A 13,534-nucleotide genomic window follows, 5' to 3' on the forward strand; every position below is an offset into this window, starting at 1 on the left:
TCTTTTTACCCCCTTATTTTATGTAACCTATTTGCATTATAGAAGAAACTGGTAAATACAAACTATCGAAAAAGGTGACATAAACCCTACAGAATTGTAAGCTCTTTCATTTCTTTACTTATCCCCTTTGAAACTCCAAGTATTTTTAGCAGACATATAGGCCATCATAATATGAAGCAAGTAATAATCTAGTGTCAGGAGGCGTTTAATATGTATTACGTAAAATTAATTAAAGGTCAATCTTTCTACGCTTTTGATCATCGTTTCTTAGTGTCTGAAGAAGAAGAGGTTTCAGAGAAAATTTATAATTACTTACGACGTAATGAATTTTTTGAAGTACGTAAAGAAGAATATTCTGCTTAATTACAAAAAGCATTAAGAAAAATATCATCTTATTGTGATATATTCTTAATGCTTTTATGTGAATTTCTTCTTTTCAATAATTATTGTTGACTCTATTAAATAATCTAGTATTTGTCCAAACTAATTATTCACTATTTTCATATTCTAGTATATGAGGAGGTGAAGAATATGACTCATATCATTGATTACCAAGCTACTCAACCTATTAGTAAAACTGGTGAAACAACTTTTGCAATCCCAACTTCTCCAAATAAAGCAATTTTAGCAAATTTGAAATTGCGAATTTCAAGTAGAGATTCACGTAATAATCGAGTAGAATTAATCGCTACAATTGGTGTAGAAGGTATAACTGAGACTTCACAAGTTTTATTCCGAATTTCCCGTGATAATATTGAAATTTTTAATGCACAAGTAGGTATTGAATCTACAGATTCTGAACAATTCTATGTACAAACATTTCAAGCTATAGATCAAAACGTTAGCAGTGGAACACACGAATATTCATTAACTGTAGAAAACCTTACTAGTGGTGCAAGCGCAGAAGTTGTTGGCCCACTATCTTTTAGCGCTTTAGCTATTGGACAAGAGCGTAAATGTTGCTAAGTGAATCTAATATTTAATTTTGTACTTGAGAAAAGCGAGGCGTAGTTATACGTTCTTGCTTTTTTATATGTCCCCTTACTTTCTATTAGCTTTAATCATAAATTTTTCACGTTTTGATTCACTTATTTCATCAATTAACACATCAAATTTTTGACAAATCAAAAAGATTGAAATCCAATTATGAAACACGTAATATAGACTCTGACTCTAAAAAAGTTCGTATAAAAATACTACATAAATAAGGAGGTTTTATATACGCGTTTTTCATTTTAAAAGACGGAGAGGTTTTATGTTATGTGGCGTAATAAAAACGTTTGGATTGTTTTAATTGGGGAGTTTATTGCAGGTCTAGGATTATGGCTTGGTATTCTTGGCAACCTTGAATTTATGCAAAAATATGTCCCTTCTGATTTCATGAAATCAGTTATATTATTTATCGGACTATTAGCCGGTGTTCTAGTTGGACCTATGGCTGGCCGTGTCATCGATCAGTATGAAAAGAAAAAAGTTCTTCTTTACGCTGGGTTTGGTCGAGTTTTAAGTGTTATTTTCATGTTTTTTGCTATTCAATTTGAAAGTATCGCATTTATGATTGCATTTATGGTTGCTCTTCAAATTTCAGCAGCATTTTATTTCCCTGCATTACAATCTGTAATTCCACTCATCGTACGTGAGCATGAGTTATTACAAATGAATGGTGTACATATGAATGTTGGTACAATCGCTCGTATTGCAGGTACTTCACTAGGTGGAATTCTTTTAGTTGTGATGAGTTTACAGTACATGTATGCCTTCTCAATGGCAGCATACGCCTTATTATTCCTCTCGACTTTCTTCCTACAATTCGAAGACAAGAAATCAACAACACCAAGTAAACAAGCTGCAAAAGATAATAGCTTTATGAAAGTATTTCGTATTTTAAAAGGAATTCCTATTGCTTTTACAGCACTTATATTAAGTATCATCCCTCTATTATTTATAGCTGGGTTTAATTTAATGGTTATTAACATTAGCGAAATGCAACATGATCCTACGATTAAAGGGTTCATATATACAATTGAAGGTGTCGCATTTATGTTAGGTGCCTTCGTAATTAAACGTCTATCTGATCATTTCAAACCTGAAAAATTACTATATTTCTTCGCAGTTTGTACTGCTTTTGCACATCTGTCATTGTTCTTTAGCGATATAAAATGGATGGCTCTTACATCATTTGGTTTATTTGGGTTTAGTGTTGGCTGCTTCTTCCCTATTATGTCGACGATTTTCCAAACGAAAGTGGAAAAAAGTTATCACGGTCGCCTCTTCTCATTCCGTAATATGTTTGAGAGGGTTATGTTCCAAATCGTCTTACTTGGAACAGGCTTCTTCTTAGATACAATTGGGTTACAATATATGGTTCTCATCTTCGGAGTCGTTTCATTATTGATTATTTCTATTTCCCTTTCTAAGCAGAAACATTATGAAAAACAGCATTCACAATCTGCGAATTTATAAAATAAACAAAGAAGTATGGATCTAATATTGAATCCATACTTCTTTGTTTTATAATACGCCTATTTATTACGTTTATTGAAATTACCTAAAGGAGTATCCCCCTTTTATTTCGAATAGATTATAAAAAGTACTCTTTATAAAAGGAGTGGTAAAATGTCTGATGGCATCCAAGTATTTATTGTCCTGCTCTTTGCAATTGCTCTGTTTAGCATCCTAAACTTTTTAGCCATTTCCTTATCTGGACATAGTTTTAAAAAAAGAATCGTGGCAGGTTTCATATTTTTACTACTGACTCCCATTATCTTTTTGACTATCGCAACATTTGCTTCTATATTCGATAAAGCAGGATTTGGCGCAGGTACGTTAGCCTTTATGATCGCAAGCGTATATATATTAAATGGAATAGTAATTCTGCTTTCCTCTTTATTTATCCTCAAAAAAGACATAACATAGGCTATAGTACTAGCATGAATCTGACTTTAAACTAGATTCATGCTTATTTAATTTCTCCTAAATTTTTATATGAAATTAAATAATTCTTTAAAAAAATTTAAACTTTATTTATTATAATATCCCTATCGTATTCGCACGTTTATTCAAATTTAAAAGAAAGGAGCACAAAATGAAAAAGGTTCTACTTACAATTCCTATACTAATCATCCTACTTAGTGGATGCAGCAATAACGATATATACGGTTCTTGGGAAGTCGTTGACAATAAAAAAGGTGAATGCCCTGTATATTATAAATTTGAAACAGTTGTCAAAAAAGAAAATAAAGAGGAAATTGTGCAAAATTTAGTAGAAATGCAAACAACAAAGAATAAAGACGATTTATATAAAGGCTCATTTGTCAAAAATTCTAATGTATATCACATTGATTATGGTAATTCATTTACATCGGACCAAACTTTAAAAGTTGCCGACGGTACATTAAATGTATACTTTTTGACAGCCGAAAAATTATGCACATATAAAAAGAAATGATTACATTTCAGAGGAGACGCAGAAAAAATTTTCTGCGTTATTTCACTTTAGAAATCGTCCACAAAAATATCCCTTGTTTTCGTATTCTTTTTCATTCAAAACATGAGAAATATACTTAATAAAAGCTAGAAAATACCTTAAGTTATATAAAATGAATTATATAATACACATTTCAATTAATATATCTACGCTATTTACATCGTTACTTTTCAAAATAGGCTAATCCTCCCTCTAAATTTGTCAATCGTTTTAATTTTCATAAAAAAATGATAAAATGTAAACATGTGTTTTCAGAATAATTAAAAACGCAGAATGAAAGCACTGTTTTTAGGAGGGGTTTTGATGACTTACACGTTAGCAACTAGAATGAAAGCATTCCAATCTTCTATATTTAGTGAATTAGGAGCCTATAAAAAAGAAAAAATTGCAGCAGGTCATAACATGATTGATTTGAGCATCGGAAATCCTGATATGCCGCCCGCTGATTTTGTAAGAGAAACAATGGTACATACAGCGAGTGAAAAAGAGAGCTACGGGTATACATTATCCGGTATTCAAGAATTTCACGAAGCTGTAACTGAATATTACAACAACACTCATAACGTTTTATTAAATGCGGATAAAGAAGTTTTATTATTAATGGGTTCACAAGACGGGCTCGTTCATTTACCTATGGTTTATGCAAATCCAGGTGATATTATATTAGTTCCTGATCCAGGATATACAGCTTATGAAACAGGTATTCAAATGGCCGGTGCAACATCTTACTACATGCCTTTAACGAAAGAGAATGATTTCTTACCAGACTTAGAAGTCATCCCTGAAGAAATTGCCGATCAAGCGAAGATGATGATTTTAAACTTCCCAGGGAATCCCGTTCCAGCAATAGCTCATGAAGATTTCTTTAAAGAAGTAATCGCATTCGCGAAAAAGCATAATATTATCGTTGTCCATGATTTTGCTTATGCTGAATTTTATTTCGATGGTAATAAGCCAATTAGCTTTCTCTCTGTACCTGGTGCTAAAGAAGTTGGTGTAGAAATCAATTCTTTGTCAAAAAGTTATAGTTTAGCAGGTAGCCGTATTGGATATATGATTGGAAACGAAGAAATTGTTCGTGCACTTACTCAATTTAAATCTAATACCGATTACGGTGTATTTTTACCAATTCAAAAAGCGGCATCTGTAGCACTAAGAAATGGCGCTGCATTTTGTGAGAAAAACCGCGATATTTATCAAGAACGGAGAGATACTTTAGTCGATGGATTCCGAACATTTGGCTGGAATGTCGATAAGCCAGCTGGTAGTATGTTTGTCTGGGCTGAAATTCCACAAGGATGGACTTCTCTAGACTTCGCTTATGCATTAATGGATCGTGCGAATGTCGTTGTTACACCTGGTCATGCATTTGGACCTCATGGAGAAGGCTTCGTACGTATTGCACTCGTTCAAGATAAAGAAGTTTTGCAACAAGTTGTTGAAAATATTAGAAATAGCGGCATTTTCGTTCTTGAAAAAGTAGATGAATTAGTTAAAAATTAGTTCCCACTCCCCTGCTTAACTTTAGCAGGGGTATTATTAATTGGAGGTACTTTCATATGCATATTAAAGACACGCTTCCCCATCGTTATCCATTTTTAATGATTGATAAAGTAACAAATGTAAAACAAGGTGAATCCGTTACAGGATATAAACTCATTACAAATAACGAATGGTTTATAAATGATAGTCAAAAACATATGCCTCATATGTTAATTGTAGAATCACTTGCCCAGCTTAGTGCATTTGTACATACAAGTGATTCTGAAGGACTAGGATTCCTCTCCTCTTTAGATGGAGTTGAATTCCACGGAAAAGCATATCCCGGTGATAAACTTGATTTACATTATGAGCTAACGCGCAATCGCCGAGGTTTTATTCTTGGTAAAGGTATTGCAACTGTAAACGACCAGCCTATTGTAACTATAGAAAAACTATTAATATATCAAGCAGATTAAAGTGTTCCTTATATCAGTTGGAAATATCTATTCTCAACCAATTAAGTAAATAGGAAAACATATTACGTAGTTAGGAGCAGGAAAATGGAACGTACTATCGGTATCGATGCTGGAGGCACATTAACGAAAATAGCTTATTTTAACGAAAAAAAGCTATTAACTTTTGAAAAATTTTATTCGCATGAACAACATAAAATAATAGATTGGATTAAAAACAACAATGGCATAAAACAAATATGTATTACGGGTGGTAAATCGAAACTATTACAGCATCTGCTTACAGGTTCATATAAAATAATAGAGCTAAACGAATTTGAATCTACTCTTGCAGGTGTCCAATACATATTAAAAGAAGAAAAACACACTATAAACAATTTTATTTTAACCAATATCGGTACAGGTACTTCTATCCATTATGTTTATAATGAACAATATATTCGCGCTGGTGGAACCGGAGTTGGCGGTGGGACTATTATGGGACTTTCAAAATTGTTAACAAATACAAATCATTTTGAAGATGTAATCCCTCTAACAAAAGTAGGATCTAGAAAAGAACTAGATATTACGGTTGGAGATATTTATGGTGGTATTCTTTCCCCTATCGATAATAACTTAACTGCTAGCAACTTCGGAAAAGCAGCCGTTACAGGATCAAATAATAGTAGCTCCGATATACTAGCTACTGTGCAAGGACTTGTCGGTGAAGTCGTTACTGCATTAAGCCTTCAATTCGCTGAAACAAAAAACATTGAACATATTATTTATATTGGTTCGACTTTATGTAATAACGTACAACTTCAACATATTATTAGTAGCTACACCGAATATCAAAATAAAACACCAATTTTTTTACAAGATGGTGGTAATAGCGGTGCAATTGGTGCATTACTTCATGTTACGAAATAAAAAGCTGACTTTTGTCAGCTTTTTAAAAATGGCACTTCAAATTCAATAATTGATTCTCCATTCTCTCCAATTCGCTCCACGCTTATTCTATCAATCACACAATTTAACTTCCCATGAAAACTAGGAATCTCCTTCACTACTTCAGCAGCTAATTCGGCACTTTCTTTTCTTCCGACTGTTACATGCGGGATGTACGGAATGTCTTCTTTCAAAAATTGTAATAAAGGTCCTGTATATAGAATATTATGTAGTTCCTCTATTTGTTCTTTCCCCTTTTCAACTCGTAAAAACAAATATTCTCTTTCACTTGTAATTTGATTCTTAAATTCAATTTCTATATTCTGTATCGGTTTTGATACATTTATAATATGTAATTTCAGCTCATCATTTGAAATCGAACTTTCAAATGGGAATACAATTGTAATATGCGGTGGAATTAATCCAAATAAAGGATCATGTTTTTGCCTAATGTCCTCGATTTCGCTAATGAACATGTTGTTTAGAAAAAGTAAAATTGTACGCATTTTTATCCCCCTCAACTTTTCCTCATTATAATATGTATCATATTCTATGACAGCCTGCCCTTCAACAACTTGTTTTGCTTACCTGTAAAAATAAAAAAACTTCTCAAATGAGAAGTTTTCATATAGCATGATTATTATTTTCCAGCCAAACTTTCCTAAACTTTATATAACAGGCAATTCTCCAAGGAAAAATATACGATACTGCAACAACGTAAAATAATAAACCAATCGTTTGTTGATCTAAATCAACGATAAATTGTCTTGAACCATATCTTAAAAAGACAAGTGCAATAAAAGTAATTAAAAAAGCTGCACTTTTTTTCGTATAAATATTCCCATCATCTCTTCGTTCATAATTTGTTAATACTATAAGCGGTACAGCAAAAAGTACACCAATGAATACCGCTATAATTACTTGTAATATAGCTGGATGTACGGGACCTAAAAACCATACAATACCTGGTGTTAAAAATAGTAATGGCCATAAAATACGTTTTCCCGATCCCTTTATTGGCTTATGCATGGAGCGATAACGACGCCAAAATATTAGTAGTGCAATGCATAAAAAGACGGTTATTAGTGAGGACGTGTCTCCCATATATTTTCCTTCTCCCTAAAAGAATAATCTATCACTATTTTAAACTGTTCGTTCAAATGATACTTTACGAATAAATATACTACTAGTTATGATATAAAGAATTGTTAATCCAATTGAAATAACAATAAAATAAGGGATATCTATTAAAGATACATCATTTGTAAATAACAATCCTTTTATCCCTACTTCTCCATACAGCACACTATTTGTTGAAAGGAAAAGCGACCCACCAATCATGAGACCAATCCATTGAAATCTTTGCTTAAAAATTACTACTACTTGAAAGAAACATGCTATCGTAACATAAAATAAAAATTGTAAAATAAACTGTTGTATTAATTGCTCTCCAAAGTTAACATTTACTAAGTTATATTTTATATCTTGTAAAAACAGTATTTGAAGGAATGAAAACAATGCGGATTGCAACACGATATAACAAATCGCTCCGATAAAATATTGTATTCTCGTTATACCAAATGAAACTGCTAAACGAAATACATCATCTTGAACAATGAAAACACTCCCTACTATAAAAATCATAATTGCAATTGAAGGATTATTGATAATTTCGGGTAAATAACCAACTTTCGCTTCATTTAAATGAGCAGCATATAAAGCTCCTTTTATTAATAAAGCTACAATCCAAAATATTAAAATTGCTTTATAATGAAAATTTATATGTAACCTCAATTGTTTCATTAACGTCGTCATTCCACTTCACCACCAGTCATGTGAATAAATAGTTTTTGTAATGTAATTCTATCAATTACTAAACCTTCTTTTTCAAGAGAGTAACAATCTTCATTAGAAAGCTCTTCCCATATAACAGCAATACCTTTATTCCCATAAATTTCTTTATTTATAACTTTTTTATTAATCAAGAACTCCTCCACTTTACCTTTTTGCCCTGAAATAATATGACCTTGTTGCAATAAATCTTCCACTGTTGATTGAACAACAAGTGCACCTTCTTTTATGATAATTACTTCTTCAATAACATGGGTTACTTCTTCTACCAGATGTGTTGATAATATAATTGTTCTGGGATACTCCCCGTAATCTTCTAGTAGTAAACTATAAAATAACTCACGATGTGCTGCGTCTAATCCCGTAGTTGGTTCATCAAAAATAGTAATTGTCGCTCTGCTTGCTAACCCTTTAATAATTCCTACAACTGTTTGCATGCCATGAGATAGTTTATGGTATTTCTCTGTTATATTAAGCTGAAATTTACCCGCCAGTTCTTCAGCAAACTTCTGATCCCAATTTTTATAAAACATGTTACATATCTTAAAAATTTCTTTTACGCTATAACTTAAATGAGACTCTTCTTTTACTCTAACGAAACAAATATTTTGCATCGCTTTACTATTTTCAAAAACATCTTCACCAAATATTGATACACTTCCACTACTTGAAGTAATTTGTCCTGCTAGTAAATTTAATAAAGTCGTTTTCCCTGCTCCGTTCCTTCCAAGCAAACCATATATTTTATTCTCTTCCAATGAAATCGTTACTTCATTTACAGCTATTTTCTTTTTATACTTTTTCGTTACATCTTTCGTTTCAAGTGCAATCATCCCTCTTTCCCCTCCTTCGTAATCTTTTGAATCATATCCATCAATTCATCTTTTGATATTTCTAGTACTTTCGCTTCTTCCCACACTTTAGGTAAATATTCAGTCATAAAAGTATTTTGTCTTTTTTTTAGTACAACTTCTTTTGCTCCTTTTGCAACAAACATCCCGATCCCTCTCTTTTTATATAAAATCCCCTCATCCACTAATACATTCACCCCTTTAGCTGCGGTAGCCGGATTTATTTGTAACATCTTCGCAAATTGATTTGTCGATGGAACTTGTTCTTCTTCAAGCAATATGTCTTTTAAAATATCAGATTCAATCGTTTCTGCAATTTGTATGTATATTAATTTATTTTGTTCTAGAGTCGGCTTCACATTTTCACCACCTTAGGTTCATAGGTTTATTACTTATGTAATTAACCATATCACATAGAATTATTTTTTCCCATAAATTTCTTTTACAAAAAAGAGAGTCATTCAATTAAGAATGTCTCTCTTTCTAAAAATTCGAAGTTTCAACTCTTGTTCTCAAATTCTTTTCATTTATACCATTTTGACAAAAATTAAACTGTTGTCCCTCAATACATTTTGTACGATCTACTACTTGCCCTAAATGATAGCTTGTATGCTCAACCAAATGTAATAGACTTTGAAGATCAATATGCCTTTTTTCTTCCCAGACCTGTATATATGCTTTGCCCCACTCATCAAATATTTCTTCAACAGTTTTTAACAAAGCTTCAGATCTTATTTGTTTCACTGGAAAATATTCTTCAATTCCATTTTCAAAAACTATATTTGGATCCTTATAACGCCTTGTATTTCTCTGTAAATGTTCACAAATATGTAGTACGATTCCACCAATTGAATTAACAGAGGTCTCTTTTTTCCACAAATCTTCTTCACTAACGAGCCTAATTGCCTGTACTAATTTAGGTAAATAATGATCCTGCATTCTATGATAAGAAATTTTGTATACTAACTCCATCTTCTCCCCTCCATTATTTCAACTGGCTCACTGGATATTTAGCAAATAAAGATTTCCGAAAATCTTTATCTTCCACAAGCATTTTAATTTTTTCATTATTATCGTTAAGAAACTTTACTACTTTCTTTTTATCCCATATATCATCTTTTTTTGGAAAATCATCAAATTTTCCATGCAAGATTGATAGGATTTCCTCCCTTTTCATCATAAATTTTATATTCTCTACCTGAAACTCGTAACTGTTTGCATTTGGCACTAAAACTACAAGATAAATAATGTTAAAGAGAAAATTCTTCTTCATCGTATCTTTCTCATCAAACCAATACGTCTCAATCATTTCTTCTGTAAGAGCCCCACTCTCTTTTGCGCCATAGTTCACTTTTATATTTTCATTTTCTAAACTTATACTTTGAACTGTTCCACCACCGGGTAAATGATTAATAATTGCAACCACATCTGAATTATTACCAACGTATGTCCCAGTATATTTCTTAAAATCATCTGAACTAACATCATATATATCTTTTATTCTTTCTCCATTAGAACAAGCCGTAATAAATAAAAAAATTGTTAGCATAACGATTATGTTATGATGCATATATTTCATTTAGCATCCCCCATTTTTATCGATATTTCGTTAATTACAATATTTACTTTCAAATCCCTTTTTAAATATACGCATTTTAATCAAAATTAAAAATTTTCATTTTTTATGTTTACAATTATCCATTAATTGTATATACTTACTAACGTAAGAAAAAAATTCTAAAAGGAGGTCGAAGGAAATGATGAAATTACAATTACATGCATTAACTTTAGCGTTAACTGCACCTGTGTTTTCTGGACAATTAAATATGAATTCGACCACCCTAATGGAGAATTGAAAATCGTACTTTATTTCATTTAATTCATAAATTCGCCACAGGAGGCCGTATACTTTCCTGTGGCTTTTTCACGCCCAGCCATAGGAGAACTGTATCTTCCTGTGGTTTTTTTGCGCGATTTTTTAGTCTCTTACATTATTTTTCTAAGAAAGGAGCAACATTCAATGACTATTAGCGTATTGTTTTTAAGTATTACGATTCAAAGAAATATAATTTCCAAAGATGAAATTCTTCATAATGAGCAAATTGAAAAAGCTATGAATGATGTTAAGGAGCGCCAAGCACTTTACTGTGATCACCTGTAATTCCTTTTCGAAAGGAGGAATTCATTTATGACTTTTCATATTTTCTTTTTTACGACTGTACTTCAAAAAAATAATTTATCTGAAAATGAAATCAATCGTAAACAACAGTTAAAACAACTGACTGATAAAATAACTGACATTAAAAGTTCATACTACACTCAAATGTATTAAAAATATATTTTAAAGGGGTAATATATTCATGAAATTTAAAGCATTCTTTTTAACAATCACTATTCAAAAACGTAAGCTCTCACAGAAAGAGATTTTACGTGAACAACACATTCAAAATATTATGGACGAAGTAAAAGAGCTTCAATCTTCTTATTACACTCGTCTTTTCTAAATCACTTATAAAGGGGTAATTATTTTATGAAATTTAAAGTATTCTTTTTAACCATTACCATTCAAAAAAATAAATTTTCCGAGTCTGAAATGCTTCATGAGCGACAAATTAATCAGGCTATGGATTCTGTAAAAGAAAGACAAAGTCATTACTGTAGTCACCTGTAATTTCTTATTACACTCGTTTTTTCTAAATCACTTATAAAGGGGCAATTATTTTATGAAATTTAAAGTATTCTTTTTAACCATTACCATTCAAAAAAATAAATTTTCTGAGTCTGAAATGCTTCATGAACGACAAATTAATCAGGCTATGGATTCTGTAAAAGAAAGACAAAGTCATTACTGTAGTCATCTGTAATTCCAATTCGAAAGGAGGAATTCACATATGAAGTTTCACCTATTCTTTTTAACGATTACGATTCAAAAAGAAACAATATCTCAAAATGAATTAAAACAAGAAAGACAATATAAACAAGTTATTGATGAAATTCGAGATCGTAGAAGCAAATACTACACTCACCTTTAATCGTTTAACTATATAGAATTGAAAGGAGTCGATTATGATGATGATAGCACGCTGTAAGGAAATGATTTGGATAGTTCAGAGGGATTCCACATAGTTTTATAGAGCTTATATCACACAAGTTCATCGCTGAATTTGATGTATAAAAAATATATAATAAAATCAAATCAACCCGCTTTTAATTATTTTTTTATAAACAAAAGATACACCACTTAAAAAGAGGTGTATCTTTCTCAGGTTTTACTATTTCCGATTACTTCTCTTCGTTTTAAACAATCTCACTAAGTTTGAAACAACTGTTTTTGTTACTGCATAAACTGGTACTGCTAAAATCATTCCGATGATTCCAGCAAAGTTACCTACCCCTAAAATTAGGATAATAATTGTTAATGGGTGGATGTTTAATTTCGAGCTCATAATACGTGGTGAAATAATATTACTTTCAAACTGTTGTACAATTGTTACGATAATAATTACGTATAAGGCTTGCATCGGAGATACGAACAGTCCTACAATAACAGCTGGTGCTGCTCCGATAAATGGACCTAAGTTAGGAATGATGTTTGTAAATGCTGCAATAATTCCTAAAACGAAAGCGTACGGTAAATCGATAATTAAATAACCGATAAAAGTAAACGCACCTACAAATATACAAACGAGCGCTTGCCCTTGAATATATGCAGATAATGTTTCGTTCGTTTCCTTAATGATACGAAGCCCCTCTTCACGGTAAGACTCTGGTAATAAACTTACCGCTTTTCCTGGAAAGGCATGTCCATCTTTAAACATGTAAAATAAAATGAACGGTACAGTAAATACAACTAATGCAACGTTCGTGATAATACCAAATAAAGCCGTTGCACTCGACGTAATTGTATTTGGTATATCTTTTAAGTATTCAATCGCATTTTTTTCAATTGTTTCAATGGAAACGTAGTTTTGTGTAGATAACCATTCAAACAACCTATGATGTGATAATTCTTGTATGTATACTTTTCCCTCTTTTATGTAGCCTGGCATATTTTTTACTAAGTCCATTAGCTGTTGTGAAATCGTAGGAACAACTACTCCAACGCCAACCGCAGTTAATGTTATGATAAAAAGATATAACAGCAATATCGCTAAATTTCTAGGTACTTTTTTATTCTCCAAAAAGATTAATACAGGATTAAATATGAAGTATAAAAAAAGCGCGATTAAGATTGGGAAAAATAATGTTGATATGAAGATACCAATCGGTTGAAATAAAAATGATATTTTTGTGCAAATAAATATGATTCCTACAACCATTAGCACTTCTAATGTCCAAAAGTGCACTTTTGATTTCAAAAAAATGGCCTCCTTTAAACTAGCACTTCTCTTCATTGTACCAAAATAAGTATGAATTTCACATAATATTTTCCTTTACAATATTCCAAAATACCAATAAATACA

22 protein-coding genes are annotated in these 13,534 nt (G+C 31.6%); 14 read left to right on the forward strand and 8 right to left on the reverse strand.

What is annotated here, in order from left to right:
• Positions 1 to 210: 210 nt before the first annotated feature.
• The 8 genes from NST27_RS13930 (at position 211) to coaW (ending at position 6,351) form a co-directional block, all read left to right on the forward strand.
• Entirely contained in the window at positions 211 to 363 is a 153-nt protein-coding gene (locus NST27_RS13930; protein ID WP_000291905.1) for a YqbF domain-containing protein, read from the forward strand.
• Positions 364 to 531: 168 nt separating this feature from the next.
• Entirely contained in the window at positions 532 to 966 is a 435-nt protein-coding gene (gene exsC / locus NST27_RS13935) for an exosporium protein ExsC (protein ID WP_000148811.1), read from the forward strand.
• Positions 967 to 1,260: 294 nt separating this feature from the next.
• Positions 1,261 to 2,463, forward strand: a complete 1,203-nt coding sequence (locus NST27_RS13940; RefSeq protein ID WP_000269262.1) for an MFS transporter — start codon at positions 1,261 to 1,263, stop codon at positions 2,461 to 2,463.
• 153 nt (positions 2,464 to 2,616) lie between these two features.
• On the forward strand, positions 2,617 to 2,916 hold the full coding sequence (locus NST27_RS13945; RefSeq protein WP_001279473.1) for a hypothetical protein: 300 nt from the start codon (positions 2,617 to 2,619) through the stop codon (positions 2,914 to 2,916).
• A 169-nt stretch (positions 2,917 to 3,085) separates the two neighbouring features.
• The gene (locus tag NST27_RS13950; protein WP_000757017.1) at positions 3,086 to 3,448 is read left to right on the forward strand and encodes a hypothetical protein; all 363 of its coding nucleotides are present in this window, start codon (positions 3,086 to 3,088) and stop codon (positions 3,446 to 3,448) included.
• 342 nt (positions 3,449 to 3,790) lie between these two features.
• Complete coding sequence (locus NST27_RS13955; RefSeq protein WP_000222708.1) at positions 3,791 to 4,990, forward strand: LL-diaminopimelate aminotransferase; 1,200 nt, start codon at positions 3,791 to 3,793, stop codon at positions 4,988 to 4,990.
• A gap of 56 nt (positions 4,991 to 5,046) precedes the next feature.
• Positions 5,047 to 5,445, forward strand: coding sequence for a 3-hydroxyacyl-ACP dehydratase FabZ family protein (locus NST27_RS13960; protein WP_000547659.1), 399 nt, complete (start codon positions 5,047 to 5,049; stop codon positions 5,443 to 5,445).
• 84 nt (positions 5,446 to 5,529) lie between these two features.
• A complete protein-coding gene (gene coaW, locus NST27_RS13965; RefSeq protein ID WP_000442494.1) occupies positions 5,530 to 6,351 on the forward strand; it encodes a type II pantothenate kinase in 822 nt (273 codons plus the stop codon).
• Positions 6,352 to 6,365: 14 nt separating this feature from the next.
• Here the strand turns inward: coaW and NST27_RS13970 are convergent, their stop codons facing one another.
• The 7 genes from NST27_RS13970 to NST27_RS14000 all read right to left on the reverse strand — a co-directional run bounded on the left by NST27_RS13970 (position 6,366) and on the right by NST27_RS14000 (position 10,650).
• Complete coding sequence (locus NST27_RS13970) at positions 6,366 to 6,875, reverse strand: 2'-5' RNA ligase family protein (RefSeq protein ID WP_001259197.1); 510 nt, start codon at positions 6,873 to 6,875, stop codon at positions 6,366 to 6,368.
• Positions 6,876 to 6,993: 118 nt separating this feature from the next.
• Positions 6,994 to 7,473, reverse strand: a complete 480-nt coding sequence (locus tag NST27_RS13975) for a CcdC family protein (protein WP_000502962.1) — start codon at positions 7,471 to 7,473, stop codon at positions 6,994 to 6,996.
• Between the two features lie 39 nt (positions 7,474 to 7,512).
• Entirely contained in the window at positions 7,513 to 8,184 is a 672-nt protein-coding gene (locus tag NST27_RS13980; protein ID WP_000209601.1) for a DUF4052 domain-containing protein, read from the reverse strand.
• Positions 8,181 to 9,053, reverse strand: a complete 873-nt coding sequence (locus tag NST27_RS13985) for an ABC transporter ATP-binding protein (protein WP_000560921.1) — start codon at positions 9,051 to 9,053, stop codon at positions 8,181 to 8,183. Before NST27_RS13985 ends, NST27_RS13980 begins: the two co-directional genes overlap by 4 nt.
• Entirely contained in the window at positions 9,050 to 9,430 is a 381-nt protein-coding gene (locus tag NST27_RS13990) for a GntR family transcriptional regulator (RefSeq protein WP_000805185.1), read from the reverse strand. The genes NST27_RS13985 and NST27_RS13990 overlap by 4 nt, the downstream gene beginning before the upstream one ends.
• 124 nt (positions 9,431 to 9,554) lie before the next feature.
• On the reverse strand, positions 9,555 to 10,043 hold the full coding sequence (locus tag NST27_RS13995) for a DinB family protein (RefSeq protein ID WP_000424636.1): 489 nt from the start codon (positions 10,041 to 10,043) through the stop codon (positions 9,555 to 9,557).
• Between the two features lie 13 nt (positions 10,044 to 10,056).
• The gene (locus NST27_RS14000; RefSeq protein WP_000876532.1) at positions 10,057 to 10,650 is read right to left on the reverse strand and encodes a DUF4825 domain-containing protein; all 594 of its coding nucleotides are present in this window, start codon (positions 10,648 to 10,650) and stop codon (positions 10,057 to 10,059) included.
• Between the two features lie 441 nt (positions 10,651 to 11,091).
• On the opposite strand from NST27_RS14000, the gene NST27_RS14005 reads away from it, so the two are divergent.
• From NST27_RS14005 to NST27_RS14030, 6 genes are read left to right on the forward strand one after another with little or no spacing between them, the layout of a single operon-like run.
• Complete coding sequence (locus NST27_RS14005; RefSeq protein ID WP_000156176.1) at positions 11,092 to 11,232, forward strand: YrzI family small protein; 141 nt, start codon at positions 11,092 to 11,094, stop codon at positions 11,230 to 11,232.
• Positions 11,233 to 11,259: 27 nt separating this feature from the next.
• Positions 11,260 to 11,403 carry a YrzI family small protein gene (locus NST27_RS14010; protein ID WP_000142715.1) on the forward strand — a complete coding sequence of 48 codons (144 nt, stop codon included), beginning with the start codon at positions 11,260 to 11,262 and terminating at the stop codon, positions 11,401 to 11,403.
• Between the two features lie 28 nt (positions 11,404 to 11,431).
• Positions 11,432 to 11,575, forward strand: a complete 144-nt coding sequence (locus tag NST27_RS14015) for a YrzI family small protein (RefSeq protein WP_000668961.1) — start codon at positions 11,432 to 11,434, stop codon at positions 11,573 to 11,575.
• A gap of 26 nt (positions 11,576 to 11,601) precedes the next feature.
• Positions 11,602 to 11,742 carry a YrzI family small protein gene (locus NST27_RS14020; protein ID WP_000669805.1) on the forward strand — a complete coding sequence of 47 codons (141 nt, stop codon included), beginning with the start codon at positions 11,602 to 11,604 and terminating at the stop codon, positions 11,740 to 11,742.
• Between the two features lie 52 nt (positions 11,743 to 11,794).
• Entirely contained in the window at positions 11,795 to 11,935 is a 141-nt protein-coding gene (locus tag NST27_RS14025) for a YrzI family small protein (protein ID WP_000669805.1), read from the forward strand.
• Positions 11,936 to 11,962: 27 nt separating this feature from the next.
• Entirely contained in the window at positions 11,963 to 12,103 is a 141-nt protein-coding gene (locus NST27_RS14030) for a YrzI family small protein (RefSeq protein ID WP_000668497.1), read from the forward strand.
• Positions 12,104 to 12,343: 240 nt separating this feature from the next.
• Here NST27_RS14030 and NST27_RS14035 read toward each other — a convergent pair whose 3' ends face one another.
• Complete coding sequence (locus NST27_RS14035) at positions 12,344 to 13,429, reverse strand: AI-2E family transporter (RefSeq protein WP_000837892.1); 1,086 nt, start codon at positions 13,427 to 13,429, stop codon at positions 12,344 to 12,346.
• Positions 13,430 to 13,534: the final 105 nt, after the last annotated feature.

This window comes from Bacillus sp. FSL W8-0770, from assembly GCF_038008705.1.
GTDB lineage: Bacteria > Bacillota > Bacilli > Bacillales > Bacillaceae_G > Bacillus_A > Bacillus_A cereus.

Bases quoted from the DNA above. Each gene is read 5' to 3' on its own strand.
- NST27_RS13930 (WP_000291905.1), top strand. From the start codon at position 211: ATGTATTACGTAAAATTAATTAAAGGTCAATCTTTCTACGCTTTTGAT.
- exsC (WP_000148811.1), top strand. From the start codon at position 532: ATGACTCATATCATTGATTACCAAGCTACTCAACCTATTAGTAAAACT.
- NST27_RS13940 (WP_000269262.1), top strand. From the start codon at position 1,261: ATGTGGCGTAATAAAAACGTTTGGATTGTTTTAATTGGGGAGTTTATT.
- NST27_RS13945 (WP_001279473.1), top strand. From the start codon at position 2,617: ATGTCTGATGGCATCCAAGTATTTATTGTCCTGCTCTTTGCAATTGCT.
- NST27_RS13950 (WP_000757017.1), top strand. From the start codon at position 3,086: ATGAAAAAGGTTCTACTTACAATTCCTATACTAATCATCCTACTTAGT.
- NST27_RS13955 (WP_000222708.1), top strand. From the start codon at position 3,791: ATGACTTACACGTTAGCAACTAGAATGAAAGCATTCCAATCTTCTATA.
- NST27_RS13960 (WP_000547659.1), top strand. From the start codon at position 5,047: ATGCATATTAAAGACACGCTTCCCCATCGTTATCCATTTTTAATGATT.
- coaW (WP_000442494.1), top strand. From the start codon at position 5,530: ATGGAACGTACTATCGGTATCGATGCTGGAGGCACATTAACGAAAATA.
- NST27_RS13970 (WP_001259197.1), bottom strand. From the start codon at position 6,875: ATGCGTACAATTTTACTTTTTCTAAACAACATGTTCATTAGCGAAATC.
- NST27_RS13975 (WP_000502962.1), bottom strand. From the start codon at position 7,473: ATGGGAGACACGTCCTCACTAATAACCGTCTTTTTATGCATTGCACTA.
- NST27_RS13980 (WP_000209601.1), bottom strand. From the start codon at position 8,184: ATGACGACGTTAATGAAACAATTGAGGTTACATATAAATTTTCATTAT.
- NST27_RS13985 (WP_000560921.1), bottom strand. From the start codon at position 9,053: ATGATTGCACTTGAAACGAAAGATGTAACGAAAAAGTATAAAAAGAAA.
- NST27_RS13995 (WP_000424636.1), bottom strand. From the start codon at position 10,043: ATGGAGTTAGTATACAAAATTTCTTATCATAGAATGCAGGATCATTAT.
- NST27_RS14000 (WP_000876532.1), bottom strand. From the start codon at position 10,650: ATGAAATATATGCATCATAACATAATCGTTATGCTAACAATTTTTTTA.
- NST27_RS14005 (WP_000156176.1), top strand. From the start codon at position 11,092: ATGACTATTAGCGTATTGTTTTTAAGTATTACGATTCAAAGAAATATA.
- NST27_RS14010 (WP_000142715.1), top strand. From the start codon at position 11,260: ATGACTTTTCATATTTTCTTTTTTACGACTGTACTTCAAAAAAATAAT.
- NST27_RS14015 (WP_000668961.1), top strand. From the start codon at position 11,432: ATGAAATTTAAAGCATTCTTTTTAACAATCACTATTCAAAAACGTAAG.
- NST27_RS14020 (WP_000669805.1), top strand. From the start codon at position 11,602: ATGAAATTTAAAGTATTCTTTTTAACCATTACCATTCAAAAAAATAAA.
- NST27_RS14025 (WP_000669805.1), top strand. From the start codon at position 11,795: ATGAAATTTAAAGTATTCTTTTTAACCATTACCATTCAAAAAAATAAA.
- NST27_RS14030 (WP_000668497.1), top strand. From the start codon at position 11,963: ATGAAGTTTCACCTATTCTTTTTAACGATTACGATTCAAAAAGAAACA.